This window comes from Anatilimnocola floriformis (assembly GCF_024256385.1).
GTDB classification, from domain to species: Bacteria; Planctomycetota; Planctomycetia; order Pirellulales; family Pirellulaceae; genus Anatilimnocola; species Anatilimnocola floriformis.
Map to the genome: position 1 here is coordinate 4,990,429 of NZ_JAMLFW010000001.1, position 16,408 is coordinate 5,006,836.

The window sequence follows — 16,408 nt, forward strand, 5'->3', positions numbered from 1 at the left end:
CCTGTTCGCGGTGGCTAAAGGTGACAATTAATGCCGGACTCTTGACAAGGGGGCCATTGCGCCGATAAGACCCACCTATATGCGCGGCCGCTGCCACTGGCCCGCCTGCATTGAATGCCGCGGTCCTCTCCTGTGATCCGCGGGCAGTCGGAAGCTGGATTTCGGTAGCTGTATTCCGTGACGGTGGAGAAGGAACCCTCAATGTCAACGATCGAGTCGGCGGCTCTCTCGGAATCTACACAAATGGCCGGCGAATTATCGGCTGCAGCAATTTATGACAAGTGCTGGGCCCTCGCCAAAAACTTGTGGTGGACCTGGCACCCCGAAGTCATCAGCATCTTTCGCGATCTCGATCCCATCCGCTGGCGGCAGCTCGATCACAACCCGATCGCGCTGCTCCGCGAATTCAACGCCGAACGCCTCGCCAGTCGTGCGGCCGAAATGGTTCTCTACAGCCGAATCAATTACGCGCATCGCCGGCTGAAGGAATACATGGCCAATACCAAGACCTGGGCGGCCACGCACGCTGGCGTGCTGGGCGGCAACCCGGTTGCGTATTTCTCGGCAGAGTTCGGTCTGCACGAATCGATTCCGATTTACTCGGGCGGCCTCGGGGTGCTCTCGGGCGATCACGTCAAAAGCGCGAGCGGCCTCGGTGTGAACCTGGTGGCCATCGGCTTGTTCTACGATCAGGGTTACTTCAAGCAACAGCTCGACGACACCGGTTTCCAGCGCGAAGAATATCTCGACACTAAGGTCGAGAACATGCCGATCGAACCGGCCCTCTCGCCCGAAGGCAAGCCGATCACTGTTCGGGTCGATACCCGCGGCGGCGCACTGTTTGCCAAGGTGTGGATGATGCAAGTCGGCCGCGTGCGGTTGTACTTGCTCGATTGCGACGTCGATGGCAACAGCCCTGAAGATCGCGAGCTAACCAGCCGTTTGTACGGCGGTGACGAACGAACCCGCATTCGCCAGGAACTCGTGCTGGGCGTTGGCGGCGTGAAGGCGCTGCGAGCCCTTGGTATTCATCCGGGTGTTTATCACTTGAACGAAGGTCACAGCGGCTTCGGCCCGCTCGAAGTCATTCGGGAACGGATGCATGACGACGGCTTGCCGTTTGACGAAGCGCTCCGCGAAGTCGCTCGCCAGACCTGTTTCACCACGCACACGCCGGTTCCGGCCGGTCACGATCGCTTCCCTGGTGAACTCGTCGAAGAGCACTTGGGACCGCTGCGTGACTCGCTGGGCATCAGCTATGACCAATTCATGGGGCTCGGCCGCGTCGAACCGCAGAACACGCAAGAACCGTTCTGCATGACGGTCATCGGCTTGAAGCTCTCGCGCAAAGCCAACGCGGTGAGCCAATTGCACGGCCACATCAGCCGCCGCATGTGGGCGCAGCTCTGGCCATGGCGCGTCGAGGAAGAAATTCCGATCGGCCACATCACCAACGGCGTGCATATTCCCACGTGGCTCGCATCGCAGATGATGCAGCTGTACGACCGGCACTTCGTCGCCCAATGGATTTACCGGATGGGTGAGCCCGAAGTGTGGCAAGCGATTCACAACGTCGATCCAGGCGAACTGTGGGAAACGCACAACGCGCTGAAGAATCTCCTCCTCGCGTTCGTTCGCCGTCGCGTCAGCCGGCAATGCCGTCGCCGCGGCGAGAGCGACGAGACGATTGAAAATGCTCGCAATGTCCTCGACCCGAATGTCCTCACCATTGGCTTCGGTCGCCGCTTTGCCACTTACAAGCGGGCCACGTTGCTGCTGAGCGATCCTGATCGTTTGGCCGCGCTGGTGAACGACAAGGAACGGCCCGTTCAATTCGTCTATGCCGGCAAGGCACACCCGAAAGATGAACCTGGCAAGGGCTTCATCAAGACGATTGCCAATCTGCGCCACGATCCGCGGTTCGCGGGCAAAATTGTCTACGTCGAAGACTACGACATGAACGTCTGCCGTCACATGATTCAGGGGGTCGACGTGTGGTTGAACAACCCGCGCCGGCCTCTCGAAGCGTCGGGCACGTCTGGTCAGAAGACCGTGCTCAACGGCGGTTTGAACCTGTCGATTCTCGACGGTTGGTGGGCCGAAGCTTACGACGGTGCGAACGGCTTTGCGATCGGCCATGGCAAGAGCCATCACGATGACAAGTCTACTGATCGCCGCGACGCCGATTTCCTCTTCCAAGCCATCGAAGATGAAGTGGTGCCGATGTATTACGACCGCGACGTCGACGGTCTACCGCGGCAATGGATCAAGCGAATGATGAACAGCATCAGCACGCTGGCCTGGCGGTTCTCGGCTCACCGTATGGTGATGGACTACGCGAAGTACTGCTACGTGCCCTCGGCAGGTGGCTTGAGCTGCGATATGACGTCGAAGTAGTTCGACCGCAGCGAATGAGACATTCAGAAGCCGTAGCGTCTACCGATGCTACGGCTTTTTTCTTTCTTGACGGCTATTTCTTCGCAGCCCACTCCACGCTGCGGTGAACCATCGCTTCTTGATCCTTGGTCAGTTCCGGATGAGGGCTGAAGCAGAGGACGCGCCCCATGCCGAAGTCAGCGGCAGCGATCGCGGTGGTGCCCACCATCACACCCGTCGGAGCGCCATTCTTGGCGACCTCCGTTTCGAATTTCGCCAACTCGCGATACTCCGGCAAGCCATCCTTGCCCGCTTGCGCGAGCAGAGGCCCCTGGTGGTAATGGAGGATCAAGCGGTCGGTGGGAACACCGAGCAGGTACTTGCTCCCTTCATCAAACGAAAGCTCCAGGTCGGCCACGCCGCGGGCCCAGTGCCGACGATCGATCACCTTGGCATTCAGAATGTGCAGCGACCAGTCGTAATCGTTCGTAGCCAGATAAGCCCCGGCACAAATGCCGATGTAGCCGCCGCCGCCGCGAACGAACTTCCGAATCTCCTCACGGCCCTCCTCGCCCAGCGTCGCGCCTTGCGTATTGCTGCTGCCGCCGGGAAGCATCACGACAAGATGATCGGCGAGCTTTCCAGCACGAATGTCTTCGGCTTTCAAGCGAGTCACCTCAAAGCGATCGCTCTTGCCGAGCGCGGTGATCAACTTTTCCTTGCTCGACGTCGCGCCGAGGTCGTCGTAAACGGCGACTGCAATCTTCGGCTCTTCGGCCCGCACCAGCGAACCAGTGAGCACCAAGCCAATAACCAGCCAATTCCAAATCGAACGCAACATACTCTGTCTCTCAGCTTTCGAATTTAACCGCGCGCCCCGCGTGCCATCAGCTGCGCGACGACTTTTTCCCATCCCAATACATGGGCCAATTGTAGCGGAGTTGCCCCGTGTTTGGTTTTCAAGTTGGGATCGACTCCGGCGTCGAGCAAAACTTGCACGATATCCGCATTTCCGGCCAGAGCGTGGATGTGCAAGAGGCCCCAACCCCGATCGTCGCGCCAATGCAGCATATCCGGCTTGCTCGCCAGCTCTTTTCTTAGCCCCGGCGCCATGTTCACGCTCATCGGATGCTCGTCGCCAGTGCTTGACGGCTGACTCTTGCTGCCGAACAAACTTCGAAAGAAGCCGCCCGACTTCTTATCCGTCGGCACGATCCGCACGTTCAGTGGGTCGCCGAACTCCAGGCCCCAAGCCGCGTCGTGCTGCTAGCGCTCGGCATGCCCCATCCGCGCTCGCAGCACCTGCACCGTGAATGCGCCAAAAACCTCGTTGTTGATCACGTACATCCAGTCGCTCAGGTTCTTGCCGAGGATGCTCACTTGATCGCCGGCTTGCACCGACTTCAGCCAACTAGGTTCGTTCAGCAAGACGCCGGTGATCGTGCGACCGTCGAATGTTACTTCGTCGATCCACATGTGCTCGACGTCATCGCTGGCCGTCGTCGCCGCTGGGTTGCCATCGGCGAATGGCGCTTTCACCGCAGTCAAGCCGAGCCCCGGCACAATGCGCTGCCGTTCCCAGGTCAACTCGCGCCAGAAGTATTTGAAAGTAGCGAGCGCCTGCTGGTGCGCCTTGGCCATCTCGGGATCATCGCCACGGTGATAGAAAATCGGTGACTCAGCCATCGATGCACCTGATCAGATTTCTGAATATTAGGAGTATCGTAGCACTACGAATCCACGTTTTTCGCGGTCAACCAAAACGAGATGATAAAAAGGCATCCCAAAATAAAATCCATGCTCCCCGCCAAGAGCATCTGCAAATGAATTCGCCCTTGCGCGAACAAGATGAACGCTGCGATGCTGAACGCCGCCTTTTCTAGAACGGCCACAGGCATGAGCGGTCGGTAGCGCTGCGGATCGCTGCCGATGAGCCAGAATATGAATTGCCAAGCGAGCGCCACGCCGACGAACCCGTAAAAGAATTCGGGATGCGTGATCGGCGGCGGCTGATCGCGACCGATTTGCAGCTCGAGAAAATACATCGGCAACAGCACGAGCACGCCATATACGGCGGCAGAGCGGAAAACCCAACGGGCGAATGTCATGGCGGGACTCGTTGTTTATTTCGCGGGCCGATAGCTGGCTTTGCCGGCGATTTTTGTTGGCACGCTCAGCAATAGCGTACCGCAAGTGATATACAGCGTTTTCAAACTAGCGCCGCCGAAACGGCAGTTCGTAATCGTATCTTCCGGCGTTGGTAGGAACGCAACCAACTTACCCGCTGGCGAAATGACGTGAATGCCCGGCCGCGTGTCGAGTGTTTCCGATGTCTTCCGCGTTTTGTGCAGGCCAGCCGCGACATACAAGTTACCTTGCTCGTCGATGGCCATCCCATCGCCACTGCGGCCGGGGTAAAAATCGATGAGCTTGCGTTGCTTGCTGAGATTGCCGTCGGCATCGAGATCGAACGCCAGGATGCAGCGGTTCTGCTCCGCGCTCGGCGCCGATTCGATCAAGTACAGCGTCTTGTCATCGGGCGAAGTCACGATGCCATTCGGCATATGAATCTCGGGCCAATGCACGACGCGGTGCAACTTGCCGTCGAGATCGATGCGATAGACGGCGTTCACGTTGCCGGCGACTGGATCGGTGTTGGGCAACCGCGAGGTGAAATAAATCCGCCCCGCGCCATCAAAGCACAAATCATTCGGCGCACCGAGCGGATGGCCGTTGAATGAATCGGCGAGAACCTCCAACTTACCGGTGGATATATCCATTCGCGTCACTCGGCCACTGCCACCTTCGCAGGCGACGAGCCTCCCCTGCTGATCGAACAGCAGGCCATTCGCCTGTCCGGAGTTTTCGCGAAAGACCGTCAGCTCTTGGCCATCCCACTTCAGGATCTTGGCCACTTCGGTATTCGTGAAATAGACATTCCCCGCGCGATCGCAACAGGGACCTTCGGTGAAGACCTTGCGATCCTCGACCTTGGCGAGCGTCTTCAGTTCGCCGAAATACTCCGACGAATCAAGCCCTTCGTACTGCTGTGAGATTTCCGCGGCATGAGCTTCTCGCGCGGAAATCGCAAGTCCGAAGCCGATCGTGGCAGCGCTGGCAGTCAGGCAGAATTCGCGACGTTGCATTGATTTGTTCCCGCTCAATGTTTACTCGGCACAGCAAGAGAGTAGTGCGTAGAAAGTCGAAAGTGGAGAGGTGAAGAAAAAAGTTCGCTCCAGCGCTTGACACGACCGCGGCAACTGTACTACTGTGTTAATACAGCAATAACTACTGCTGAAGCGAGGTGAGCATGCAATTGAAAGTCTCTGCGAACGACGGCGTGCCGATCTATTTGCAGATCGTCAACCAGGTGAAATATCAGGTGGCCGCCCAGCGGCTGATGCCTGGTGAAGCCCTTCCCTCGGTCCGCAAGCTGGCCGAGCAGTTGGTGGTGAATCCCAACACCGTGGCCCGCGCTTATCGCGAATTGGAATCGGCGGGCGTGCTGACGACGCGTCGCGGCGCGGGTGTGTATGTCGCCGATGGTGGTTCGCCGCTGGCCCGCGGCGAACAAACCCGCATTCTGACCGAACGGATCGACGTGCTGCTGGCTGAAGCCCGGCAGATGAACGTCGATCTCGAAACGCTTCTCGAACTAATCCAAAAGCGCAGTCGCCGCTTGCCCAACTCTTCGAACGGAGAATCGACATGAGCGAACCTGTGATCGACATCCGCGGCTTGACCCGCCAATTCGGCAACAAAGCAGCGCTGCACGACGTGAGCCTGACCGTGCCGCGTGGCTGCGTCTTCGGCCTGGTCGGCGAAAACGGCGCTGGCAAAACAACGCTCATCAAACACGTGCTCGGTCTGCTGCGCGCGCAGGTCGGCAGCGTGCAGGTCTTCGGCCGCAATCCAGTCGAAGATCCGGTCGGCGTGCTCGGCCGCATCGGCTGTTTGTCGGAAGATCGCGATCTACCCGACTGGATGCGCATCGCCGAAATGCTTCGCTACATGCAAGCCTTTTATCCGACCTGGGATGAGCAATTTGCCGAGGAACTGTGCAAACGTTTCGAAATACAGCCGCGGCAGAAAGTAGCCACGTTGTCGCGCGGCCAAAGAGCGCGAGCAGGCCTTGTAACAGCGCTGGCGCATCGGCCCGAGTTACTCGTGCTCGACGAGCCGTCGTCGGGGCTCGATCCGGTCGTTCGGCAAGATATTCTCGGCGCCATTGTGAGGACTGTTGCCGATGAAGGACGCACCGTGCTCTTCTCGTCGCATCTGCTCGATGAAGTGGAACGGGTCTCCGATCATGTGGCGTTTGTTCACGGCGGTCGCATCGTGGTCAGCGACACGCTCGACCAGATCAAGACTTCTCATCGCCGCATGACGGTGCGGTTCCCCCAGCCGCAATACACTCCGCCGCAGTTGCCCGGCGCGCTGCAGTGCGTGGGCGAGGGCTTGGAATGGACCTTCCTCGCCAACGGTGGCAGCGAGGAGCTGAAACGGGCCGTTGCGGAGCAAGGTGGCACCGTCATCGAAGAGACGGTGCCGTCGCTGGAAGAAATTTTTGTGTCGCGAGTGAAGTAGTCTATTTTCTGCGGGAACCCCAGCCATGCGTTCGGTCGAACTAGCTCTGGCCGCGGATTATGCGCGCCGCGGACTGTGGATCATTCCGGTTGTGTTGCTCACCATCACTGCGTTGCCCATGTGGTTGTTTGCAGCGATGCGAAACGACGGCGCGTTGCAGCCAGGCATGCGTGAAGCCGTCGTGATGCACGTCACGCTGACGCTGGTGATGGGCTTCGGCTGCGCGATTGCGGTGTATCAATCGCATGGCAAGTTGGCGCGGCATTTCATTCGGCCTGTTTCTTCAGCACGGCTCGTAGCGTGTCAAATGACATTGGGAATGCTGACGATGGCGGCGATGTACGCGATTGCGGCGGGAATTATCAATATCGGCGGCGCGGGCTGGCCGGTGCTCGGGCCAGCGATGTTTCTGGCGGCTGCGCTCGCTTGTTCGTTGGCGGCGATCTGGTCGCTGGAGGGATCTACGTTTGCGCAGTTGCTTGGTTGCATCGCCACAACCGCACCGTTGGTGATTTGGTTCAATCGCTGCTACGGCGCGCAGATCATCGGCGACTGGCAGCGCATGTGGCGACAACCGACGGCCGTTGACGCTCTCGCACTCGGCGGCATGTCGCTCGTTGCGTTTGGCGTGGCAACTCTAGGTGTCGCGCGAGCGCGGCGTGGCGATGTCGTTGATCTGTCTGCCGTGTGGCGTTGGATCGACCGACAATTTGGCGACGTGATGCCGATGGGTAAGTTCGCGAGTCCTCACGGCGCTCAAGCTTGGTTTGAATGGCGGCAGAAAATGGCAGCCCTGCCAGCGCTGATGCTGGGCGGGTTCTTTGTGTTTGCGTGCAGCGTGTGGGCTGCGGGCTACATGCCGTCGGACGAGTTGCTCGTCATTTCAGGAACCATGCCGCTGATCGTGCTGATTTTTGTCATGCCGCTGATCGCGGGTTTGGTCGCGGGCAATTGCAGTCAGGACAGTGGCAAACCAGCGATGCGGTTTACGCTCGCCACGCGCCCCGTTACTGATACGTTCATCGCCAACGGCATTTTGCTGAATTGCTTGCGGAGCCTGGCGATGACTTGGGCGGTGTGGTTATGCGGTTGGCTGCTGATCGCAGCGCTGTTGTATTGGGCGGGCGAGCACGTGATCGTACGGCAAGCGGTTTTGCCGGAGTCGATGAGCATGCGGCACGTGGCGACCATCGCCGCGCTCTCGCTAACCATTTCATGGACGCTCACTTCGTTGATGGCTTCGCTGGTCGCGGCGGGCCGAGCCTGGCTGATTGTCGCACTGCTTAGCTTGGTGTTTGCCGTGCTGCTCGGCCTGTCGCTGCTGAATCAATTCATGCCGCAGCGGGAGTTCGACTCGGTTCTGTCTGCCGTGTATGTCATGGGCGGAACGCTGTTTCTCGGGTTCACGTGCACGGTCTTCGTCCTGGCCAGCCGACTGCGGTTGATCACCGCCTGGGTGTGGGCGCCGTGTGTTGTCCTCTTTTTGATGGCGGCAACATTCCTCGTCACCAACGGCGTGGTGCGTGCCGAGGATGGGCCGTTCGTCTGGCAAGGCGTGGGCTGCTTGTCGCTCACGTTCGCCCCTTTGGCGGCCATGCCGATGGCGGTGCATTACAATCGTCATCGCTAGGCCGCGGTTTGGTGGTATTTTCGCTGAAATTGGATTCTACCGGCGACTACTGGATGCTCTCGGTGTGGCAGCCGATGATGATTGACAGTTCGGCCCTGTCTTTTTCGTTTCACTGCGCACGCGCAGCAATCGCACTGTCTCGCCATGTCCACGCCAGTAACTGCCTCAACCGATGCAGTGACAGCCCGCAGCTCGGGTTGGTTCGCGCTGGTCATGCTGGTTGTATCGCTGAACGTCGCTGCAGTCGTCGCGTTCATCGGCCGCCTCGATGATCCGCCGCGCCCCTTCAACGATCCCGCCGTTTGCAATCTGACGGTTTTCTTCTCTTGCTGCGGCGCTGCGTTTTCGGCCTGGTTCTGGTTTTGTTTTCGCAGCCGATTTTCGCGTCGGTTGCGACTCGGCGTGGCGGGAGTCACCTCGCTCATCGTGGTTGCCGCGGTTAGCACGACGGTGGCGATGTTCGCGCAAGGCGCGCTGGTGTTCTCCGGAAGTTTGGTTCCGCGCCTGGCCGCTCGCGAGCACGAAGCGGCCTTGGTGGTCACCACGCCGCCGATGGAGCAGAACAAACTGGGAATCACGACTGCCGAAGACTTTCCGCAGTTTCTGGGCCCGGACCGCAATGCCTGGATCCGCGGACCGAAGCTCGCGCGCGACTGGGACGCCAATCCGCCGCGACTTCTGTGGAAGCAACCAATCGGCGCCGGTTGGTCGGCATTTTCTGCAGTGAATGGTTTTGCCGTGACGCTCGAGCAGCGCGGCAGCGAAGAGTGGATCGCCTGCTACGAAGTCGAAACTGGCAAGCCCGTATGGGGGCAGTCGATTCCATCGCGGCACGAGACGGCCCTCGGCGGGATCGGACCGCGGAGCACGCCGACGATTGCCGACGGACATGTCTATTCGCTCGGCGCTAACGGCGTGCTGCAATGTCTAAGCGGCGACGGCCAACTGTTGTGGAGCGACGATTTGCGAAAACGCTACAGCATTTCGGCGAGCGAAGATGAGCAGAATGTGATGTTCGGCCGACCTGCTTCGCCGCTGATTGTCGATTCGCTCGTCGTCGTTCCCGGCGGTGGGCATCCAGGCAAAGGCAAGAACCTGATTGCTTTTGATCGCGCGACCGGACTGCTCGTGTGGGAGTGCGAAAATACACTACCCAGCGGCGAAGCCGATCAGATCGCTTATGCCTCGCCCTCGCTGGCAACGCTAGCCGGCCGGCGACAGATTCTGATTGTCAACGAAACCACTTGCACTGCGCATGATCCGGCGACCGGAGAGCGGCTGTGGTCGCATCCCTGGCCCGGCAAGAGCAACGGTAGCGCGAGCGCCTCGCAAGCGGTTGCGATTGGCGACAAGCAAGTGCTGCTGACGAAAGGCTACGGCGGCGGCGCGGAACTGCTGGAGCTAAGCAGCGGCAATGGAAGCGAACTGACCGTTACCTCGGTTTGGAAAAATCCGCGCGTGCTGCAAACCAAGTTCAGCAACGTGGTGGTTCACGACGGCCATGCCTTTGGTTTGTCCGAAGGCATTCTGGAATGCGTCGATCTTGAGGACGGCAGCCGCCGCTGGAAGAAGGGCCGTTTTGGTCATGGCCAGATTTTGGGGGTCGGCGATCTGCTGCTGGTGCTATCAGAAGATGGCGACCTGCATTTAGTCGCGCTCAATCATGACAAATTCGTCGAATTGGGCAAGGCCGGCGCACTGAGCGGCAAGACATGGAATAATCTCTGCTTGTACGGCCACAAGCTGCTGGTTCGGAATGCCGCCGAAGCCGCTTGTTTTGAGCTGCCGTAGCCACACCTCGCGCGTATTTGCGGTTCGCCGCACGCGAAGTATAGTAGAGCAGGATTCTTTTGTAGATTGCCACGGCAGGCAATTTCGAGCCCCTCGGAGTTCGATCCATGACAGTTACATCGCCAGGTTTAGCCGTCGTCACCGGTGCAGCCGGTGGACTGGGCGCTGCCTTCGCCCGGCAACTCGCCGAACGCGGATATCAGCTCTTCCTGATTGACCGGCGACAGGCCGAGCTCGAAAAGGTTTGCGTCGCGCTTGCCACGCAATTCGGCACCCAAGCCGAAGCCTGCGCGGTCGATCTGTGCAATCGCAGCGAAGTCGAACATCTGGCCGAGCGGCTCGCAAAACTTGATGTCGCGCTGCTCGTCAACAATGCCGGCTATGGCACGGTCGATTACTTCGTCGACACCGATCCGAAATACCTCGTCGGCCAGGCCGATCTGCATGTTGTCACGCCGACGGTGCTCTGCCGCGCGGTGCTCCCCGGCATGCACGAACGTAAGAGTGGTCACATCATCAACGTGTCTTCGCTCGGCGGTTGGTTCAACGCAGCCGGCAATGTGCAGTACGGCGCGACCAAAAATTTTCTCGCCACGTTCTCCCTCTCGCTCGACCAAGAGTTGCGCGGCACGAACGTGCGTGTGCAAGCGCTTTGCCCCGGATTCGTGAAGACGGAATTTCATGCTGCCGAATGCATGGAAGCCTATCGCCAGCGAAAAAAATCACCGGCCGCTCACTTGTGGATGACTGCCGATGAAGTGGTGACCTACGCGCTCAACAAGCTGCGCAGCAAACAAGTGCTGGTCATTCCCGGCATCGGCTATCGCATCGTGGGCCGCTTTGCTCAGATGCCGTTTTTGCGGTCGTTTTTTCAGTGGGTCACGAACTCGCCGCGCTGCGCGGTGAAGAGCGTGCCGGCGGTTGCTCCGATTGCCCCCGCGATCGATTCGCCCGTGGTGGAATTCGCCCGAATTCCAACCCGGCAACCTTCAGACGTAACGGTCTGAGGTCAGGCGATCCGGCTCGTCAGTCCGCCATCGATGACAACGGTCTCGCCCGTGATGTAATCGTTGGTGATCAGAAACAGCGCGACATCGGCCACCTGCTCCGCCGTTCCTTCGCGGTGCAGCGGAATGCGATGCTTGAGATTGTGCTCCTTCCGCTCGGCCGGCATGTCCTTGTGAAAACGCGTGCGGATCACGCCAGGCGCGACCACATTCACACGGATGTTGTCATCGGCCAGGTCGCGGGCATAACACCGGGCCATCTGCGGCAAGGCGCCTTTCGCGGTGGCATAGGCGATGGCGCCCGGCACGCCACGGACGCCTGCCGACGAAGAGATCATCAGGATCGCCCCTTCGCTCTGCTTGCGCAGGTGAGGCAGCGCTGCCTTGATGAGATAGAAATTCGCGCTCACGTGCAAAGCCATGGTGTGTTCCCACAACTCAGGCGTGACGTCTTCGGTTTTGCCGAACGCCGGCCCACCCGCGTTATGCACCAACACATCAAGCCGGCCGAAATGGTTCGCTGTTTCTTCGACCACTCGCGCGCACTCGGTCGCGATGGCCATGTCGCCCTGAATCAGCAGGCATTTCCGGCCCGCTTGTTCGACGACTTGCTTCACCTCGTTCGCTTCGGCTCCGAGGTTCCGCGCAACGATCGCCAGGTCAGCGCCACGTCGGGCAAGTTCCGTGGCGATCGCGCCGCCAATGCCCATCGTGCCGCCGGTGACGAGAGCCGTTTTGCCAGTAAGGTCCATGCTTAGTTGCTTTCTCTGTGTTGGAGTTCCGCCTCCAACTTACTTGAGTTCCTTGATTCGCAGATTCCGAAACTCTGCGTCGGTCCCGTGATTCTGCAGCCCGATGATGCCGCGACGAGGCCGGTCTTTCAAGACGTCGAGCTGCGACATATCACCCTTGGCCACTTCCTTGCCGTTGAGCACGATGCTGATCACATCGCCGCGGCAGGTGATCTCGTAGGCGTTCCATTTGCCCGCGCCGGCGAATGCACTTTGATCGGCCGCCACCGCGCCATACAGCGATCCGCTGTACTGCCAGGGCTTGAGTTTGCCAGCGTAGGTCGGGCCGCGATCGTCGAGAATCTGAATCTCAATCCCCTTCACCCACGGCTGCTCGCCGGCCTTCAGCTCCGGAACGCGAATGAACACGCCGCTGTTGCCGTTCTCCGGCAGCCGCCATTCGAGCTGCAGCACGTAATCGCCAAATTCTTTTTCGCTGGCCAGCCAGCTATTGCCTGCCTTCGCCTTGAGCACGCCATCGACCACGGTCCATTCGTCAGCCTTAGGTTCCTTCTCGGCTCGCACTTTCCAACCGGCCAGCGTCTTGCCATCAAGCAACGGGGTGAAGCCATCCTCAGCGGTTGCGCTGGCGACGATTCCAGCGCACAGCAACAGGCAACAAAAGGCGATGAAGCACAGAATGCGGGTCGACATGAATCACCCCGGAAGAAAGGAACGGAAGCTCAGCTGGTGAATGTATCGCACCGAGCAGGAGCTTGCGCGCCGACTCTCCCAAAGGCGTATTCTGAATTAGCATACGCGGACTTACCGCATGACGCAAAACGAGCCGAGCAATGCCTCGCGCTCGCAAGAGAACGTAGTCCGCAGCCATGCTGCGGACTCATCATGAACTGCCACCGACTACTTCGGCTTGGCCTTTTCCGGCGTTTTGCTCTTATCTGGAGTCTTTGCTGGATCGGTCTTGGCAGGCGTCTTGCCCTTTTCCGGAGTCGTGCCGGTCTTCGGAGCCGCAGGCTTGGCTGGAGTTGCCGGAGGGGTTGTGGGCTTTGCCGGTGTGGCTGGTGTCGTTCCAGTCTTTGGCGGAGTCGCGGGAGTTGTGCCTGTTTTCGGCGGCGTGGCCGGAGTCGTCCCGGTTTTTGGTGGTGTGGTAGCCGGAGTTGTCCCTGTCTTGGGCGGTGTCGTTGTCACCGGGGTGGTGCCGGTCTTTTCTGGAGTCTTCGCGGGAGTTGTACCCGTTTTCGGCGGCGTGGTTTCGGGCGCGGTCGTTCCCGTCTTGGTATTGGTGGTCACGGCCGGCTTCGGACCGGGCGCTTGCTTGGCAGCCGTGGCCAACTGCACCATGAGAGCTTTGTAATTGGCAACCGTATCGGGGCCGTTCAGATTGGGAGTCAACACGAGGGTCGACTTGAGAATCTTTTCCCCTTCGAGCGCCTTGGTCGGATCCTTTTGCGCGAGCGACTGCTTGAGGAGGCAGTCGGCGCAGTTGTAGAGAACTTCGTAGTATTCGGCCGGCCGTTGCTTCAGACGACCGAGCAGCACGCGGAGGGTGGCCCAGTGCGTGACGCATTCGTCAAAACGCGAGGGATCTGACTCGGCCCAGCTCTGCAGAATTCGCCCCTTTTCCATCTTGGGTTCGAGCGAATTCGGATGAGCTGCAACCAGAGCGTCGACCTGCTTGTTAGCTTCGGCAAACTTGCCTTCGCTGCGGAGAATGCTGATGAGCTGAGCGCGAATACGAGTGCTGGCTTTGGCGCCACTGGCTACATCGTCGCCGGGTTCGGGCTTGTCGATTCGCGCCAGTGCTCGTTGATAGTTGGTATTGGCCAGTTTGCTCTGCTTCAGATTGACCGCGGTGTCGCCCAGATAAACGAGCGAGGGGATCGAGAGTTCTTTGCGATCCGAGAGCTTGGTGAGCATTTCGCCCAGCACTTTTTGCGTCGAAGCGAGCGTCGTTTCGGCTGGCTTGCGAGCGTCGAGATCACGGGGCTTTTCGGACTTCAACCGAGTAACTTCGGCGTCGGCTTTTTTCACTTCCGCGGCAACAAGGCGGCTGAAGTCGATGAGCACTGCATTCAAAGCGGCGTTATCGGTGCTGAGATTGATCAGCGAGAGGGCGGTTGCTCCACCCACTTCCACTTGGCCGCTCAAAATCTGCGAGCGGACCGCGCCGATGAAGGTGCGTTGAATTTCCTTGTCGATTTCGGTCGGCTTTTTGGCTTCGATCTGCTTAACCAACTCAGCGAACAGCGGAGCCGCTTCGCCGGGCAGCTTTTCTTCGAGCGACGATTCGGCCAACAACAGCTGCACGTCGGCAATGGTGCCAGCGTCGGCACGCTCGGGATCGGTCTTGGCCACTTGCTTGAGTTGCAGCAGCGATTCCTTGAAGCTCTTACGAGCTCTGGGCAGCAGTTCGGCCAACTTCTTTTGAGCGTCCTCGTACTTCTTTTTCTGCTCCTCCATTTCTGGAGTGACCTTGGCATCGGGATCGTCAGAGACAACCGGCGCAGGCATGCCGGAGAGCTGCTTTTTGAGAGTCAGATACCGCTTCCACGTGATCTGCCCCACCACCTGCTGAGCCATGCCGTAGCGCGGCGAGCGGGCGTTGACCAGTTCAAGCTGCGTGATCGCGCCGTCTTCTTCGTTGCGAATGAGACTGGCCCGCGCGAGCGACATACGGGCATCGTCGGCTTCGGCACGGTCAGGCCATTTGTCGATGGTGTACTTGGCGATCCGCTCAAGTCGCTCGAGCACCTTGGGCTTCGTGTCGGCGGGGGCGGCGGCATACAATTCCAACGCGGAAGCAATCGCCAGGCCCGAAGCCGTGATCGCAACCGGGTCGTCACCCGCAGTGGCGACGATCGCGCCAGCGGCCTTGAGGGCTTCTTCGTATTCCTTCTTGCCGAAGCTCTGCACGGCCAGCTGATAACGGATTTGGGTCAGCTTTTGCTTGGCGGTCGCGATGGCTTTGTCATTTTTGGCCGTTTCGGCGAGCTTGAGCGCTCGCTCGTAGCAGGACTGCGCTTCGGCCCACTCTTTTTCGGCGACAGCAGCATCGCCCAGGGCGATTTCTTCATCGGGCGTCGACGCCCCCGCTTGAGCGCCGAGCTTTTCCTGGCATTCACGGCGGAGCAGCAACGCTTCGTGCTTGTATTCGCTATCGACCTTGGTGATGGGCAACAGAATCGCCGCCGCGGCCTGATAACGTTTGCGGGGCTCGACAGCGCCAGCCTTGCCAGCCGCTTCGATGTGCGACTTGGCAAGGGCGACTGCGATGCCCGAGTAGGGGGCGGTTTTTTCCCAAGAGCGATTGAGCTTCAACCATTCGGCAGCTTCGTTCTGCATCTCCACTAATTCGTTTTTGCGAATCATGAGTTGGAAGCGGAACAAAGCGGCTTGGCCGAACAAACGGGCATCGTCTTCCGAAGCTCTTTTGCCGTCAGCTGGAGAATTGACGAGGACTTCGTCATAGACCTCCATCGCATTCTCTTCGTCGCCCAGTTCTTCCAGCACCTTGCCGTTCCACATGTGGGCGAGAATACCGGCGCGCGTGCCACGGTGGAGTTGGAACACGGCGTCGAACGATTTAGTAGCCTTCTGTAGGATCTTCTTGCGCTCGGGATCTTTCTCGTTGAGATATGTCAACGAGGTGGAGTATTCGATGAGGGCCAGCTTGAAGCGAGTTTCGAGCAGCGCGTACTCCCAATCCAAACGCTGGGCCGTCGGCTTGCCGTTGGGGGGAACCGGCGGTAGACCGTCGATCCGCGTTTTCAGCTTCTTTTCGATTTGCGTGAGCTGCCCGGCCGCTTCGGTGAATTGCTCGCGGGCCTTTTTGCAGAGCTCTGCCTTCTCGGCATCGACGCGCGTGGCCCGGCTTAGCCCGAGGCTCATCTGCGCTTGTTCGAGCAGGGTATCGGCTTGGCCCAGCAAAGCCGGCGCGGCGGCGGGATGATCGGGAAACTCCTTGAGGAACTTTTCGAGGAGCTTTTCCGATTCTGCGATCCGCTGGTTCTTTTGCTCGAGGTTGTACGCTTCGTTGGCGGCAACCTTGAGGCTCTTGCTCCGTTCCAGGTCGAAGACCTGCCGAACGGCGACCGGGGTGTCTTTGCGAGCTGCGAGAACGTCGATGTAATCGAGTGCCGCTTCGCCGTAGCCGCGCTGTTGCAAACCCGAGAGAAACTCCAGGACCGGTTCCGCTCCCTGGACCAACCCCGGGGCCGCTGCCAAGGCAACGGCCAACATGGCGCACGACAGACGAAACTTCATGA

General features: G+C 59.5%; 14 protein-coding genes. 6 read left to right on the forward strand and 8 right to left on the reverse strand.

The genetic code is table 11. The features are described 5' to 3' along the window. Positions 1–201 precede the first annotated feature (201 nt). A complete protein-coding gene (glgP, locus tag M9Q49_RS19585) occupies positions 202–2,397 on the forward strand; it encodes an alpha-glucan family phosphorylase (protein ID WP_254510516.1) in 2,196 nt (731 codons plus the stop codon). A 73-nt stretch (positions 2,398–2,470) separates the two neighbouring features. Here the strand turns inward: glgP and M9Q49_RS19590 are convergent, their stop codons facing one another. The 5 genes from M9Q49_RS19590 to M9Q49_RS19610 form a co-directional block, all read right to left on the reverse strand. After that, positions 2,471–3,217, reverse strand: a complete 747-nt coding sequence (locus M9Q49_RS19590; protein WP_254510517.1) for a BPL-N domain-containing protein — start codon at positions 3,215–3,217, stop codon at positions 2,471–2,473. Between the two features lie 23 nt (positions 3,218–3,240). Next, complete coding sequence (locus M9Q49_RS19595; RefSeq protein ID WP_254510518.1) at positions 3,241–3,501, reverse strand: ankyrin repeat domain-containing protein; 261 nt, start codon at positions 3,499–3,501, stop codon at positions 3,241–3,243. A 141-nt stretch (positions 3,502–3,642) separates the two neighbouring features. After that, complete coding sequence (locus tag M9Q49_RS19600) at positions 3,643–4,062, reverse strand: DUF2314 domain-containing protein (protein ID WP_254510519.1); 420 nt, start codon at positions 4,060–4,062, stop codon at positions 3,643–3,645. 44 nt (positions 4,063–4,106) lie between these two features. After that, on the reverse strand, positions 4,107–4,484 hold the full coding sequence (locus M9Q49_RS19605; protein ID WP_254510520.1) for a hypothetical protein: 378 nt from the start codon (positions 4,482–4,484) through the stop codon (positions 4,107–4,109). 15 nt (positions 4,485–4,499) lie between these two features. Beyond that, entirely contained in the window at positions 4,500–5,522 is a 1,023-nt protein-coding gene (locus M9Q49_RS19610) for an SMP-30/gluconolactonase/LRE family protein (RefSeq protein ID WP_254510521.1), read from the reverse strand. A gap of 164 nt (positions 5,523–5,686) precedes the next feature. Here M9Q49_RS19610 and M9Q49_RS19615 point away from each other — a divergent pair, with 164 nt between their 5' ends. The 5 genes from M9Q49_RS19615 (at position 5,687) to M9Q49_RS19635 (ending at position 11,391) form a co-directional block, all read left to right on the forward strand. Further along, entirely contained in the window at positions 5,687–6,088 is a 402-nt protein-coding gene (locus M9Q49_RS19615; RefSeq protein WP_254510522.1) for a GntR family transcriptional regulator, read from the forward strand. Continuing rightward, positions 6,085–6,963: an ABC transporter ATP-binding protein gene (locus tag M9Q49_RS19620; RefSeq protein WP_254510523.1), complete on the forward strand. Its 879-nt coding sequence runs from the start codon at positions 6,085–6,087 to the stop codon at positions 6,961–6,963. The genes M9Q49_RS19615 and M9Q49_RS19620 overlap by 4 nt, the downstream gene beginning before the upstream one ends. Before the next feature lie 25 nt (positions 6,964–6,988). Continuing rightward, positions 6,989–8,593 carry a hypothetical protein gene (locus M9Q49_RS19625; RefSeq protein ID WP_254510524.1) on the forward strand — a complete coding sequence of 535 codons (1,605 nt, stop codon included), beginning with the start codon at positions 6,989–6,991 and terminating at the stop codon, positions 8,591–8,593. A 144-nt stretch (positions 8,594–8,737) separates the two neighbouring features. After that, a complete protein-coding gene (locus M9Q49_RS19630; protein WP_254510525.1) occupies positions 8,738–10,384 on the forward strand; it encodes an outer membrane protein assembly factor BamB family protein in 1,647 nt (548 codons plus the stop codon). A 107-nt stretch (positions 10,385–10,491) separates the two neighbouring features. Continuing rightward, positions 10,492–11,391, forward strand: a complete 900-nt coding sequence (locus M9Q49_RS19635) for an SDR family NAD(P)-dependent oxidoreductase (RefSeq protein WP_254510526.1) — start codon at positions 10,492–10,494, stop codon at positions 11,389–11,391. A gap of 2 nt (positions 11,392–11,393) precedes the next feature. Here M9Q49_RS19635 and M9Q49_RS19640 read toward each other — a convergent pair whose 3' ends face one another. From M9Q49_RS19640 to M9Q49_RS19650, 3 genes are all read right to left on the reverse strand, one after another. Beyond that, positions 11,394–12,143 (reverse strand): SDR family NAD(P)-dependent oxidoreductase, encoded by a 750-nt coding sequence (locus M9Q49_RS19640; RefSeq protein ID WP_254510527.1) that lies wholly within the window; start codon positions 12,141–12,143, stop codon positions 11,394–11,396. A gap of 39 nt (positions 12,144–12,182) precedes the next feature. Continuing rightward, positions 12,183–12,836, reverse strand: coding sequence for a 3-keto-disaccharide hydrolase (locus M9Q49_RS19645; RefSeq protein ID WP_254510528.1), 654 nt, complete (start codon positions 12,834–12,836; stop codon positions 12,183–12,185). 207 nt (positions 12,837–13,043) lie between these two features. Continuing rightward, entirely contained in the window at positions 13,044–16,406 is a 3,363-nt protein-coding gene (locus M9Q49_RS19650; RefSeq protein ID WP_254510529.1) for a tetratricopeptide repeat protein, read from the reverse strand. Between the last annotated feature and the right edge of the window lie 2 nt (positions 16,407–16,408).

What these genes read in the sequence shown, in the direction of transcription:
- glgP (WP_254510516.1), top strand. Translation starts at nt 202, where the DNA reads ATGTCAACGATCGAGTCGGCGGCTCTCTCGGAATCTACACAAATGGCC.
- M9Q49_RS19590 (WP_254510517.1), bottom strand. Translation starts at nt 3,217, where the DNA reads ATGTTGCGTTCGATTTGGAATTGGCTGGTTATTGGCTTGGTGCTCACT.
- M9Q49_RS19595 (WP_254510518.1), bottom strand. Translation starts at nt 3,501, where the DNA reads ATGAGCGTGAACATGGCGCCGGGGCTAAGAAAAGAGCTGGCGAGCAAG.
- M9Q49_RS19600 (WP_254510519.1), bottom strand. Translation starts at nt 4,062, where the DNA reads ATGGCTGAGTCACCGATTTTCTATCACCGTGGCGATGATCCCGAGATG.
- M9Q49_RS19605 (WP_254510520.1), bottom strand. Translation starts at nt 4,484, where the DNA reads ATGACATTCGCCCGTTGGGTTTTCCGCTCTGCCGCCGTATATGGCGTG.
- M9Q49_RS19610 (WP_254510521.1), bottom strand. Translation starts at nt 5,522, where the DNA reads ATGCAACGTCGCGAATTCTGCCTGACTGCCAGCGCTGCCACGATCGGC.
- M9Q49_RS19615 (WP_254510522.1), top strand. Translation starts at nt 5,687, where the DNA reads ATGCAATTGAAAGTCTCTGCGAACGACGGCGTGCCGATCTATTTGCAG.
- M9Q49_RS19620 (WP_254510523.1), top strand. Translation starts at nt 6,085, where the DNA reads ATGAGCGAACCTGTGATCGACATCCGCGGCTTGACCCGCCAATTCGGC.
- M9Q49_RS19625 (WP_254510524.1), top strand. Translation starts at nt 6,989, where the DNA reads ATGCGTTCGGTCGAACTAGCTCTGGCCGCGGATTATGCGCGCCGCGGA.
- M9Q49_RS19630 (WP_254510525.1), top strand. Translation starts at nt 8,738, where the DNA reads ATGTCCACGCCAGTAACTGCCTCAACCGATGCAGTGACAGCCCGCAGC.
- M9Q49_RS19635 (WP_254510526.1), top strand. Translation starts at nt 10,492, where the DNA reads ATGACAGTTACATCGCCAGGTTTAGCCGTCGTCACCGGTGCAGCCGGT.
- M9Q49_RS19640 (WP_254510527.1), bottom strand. Translation starts at nt 12,143, where the DNA reads ATGGACCTTACTGGCAAAACGGCTCTCGTCACCGGCGGCACGATGGGC.
- M9Q49_RS19645 (WP_254510528.1), bottom strand. Translation starts at nt 12,836, where the DNA reads ATGTCGACCCGCATTCTGTGCTTCATCGCCTTTTGTTGCCTGTTGCTG.
- M9Q49_RS19650 (WP_254510529.1), bottom strand. Translation starts at nt 16,406, where the DNA reads ATGAAGTTTCGTCTGTCGTGCGCCATGTTGGCCGTTGCCTTGGCAGCG.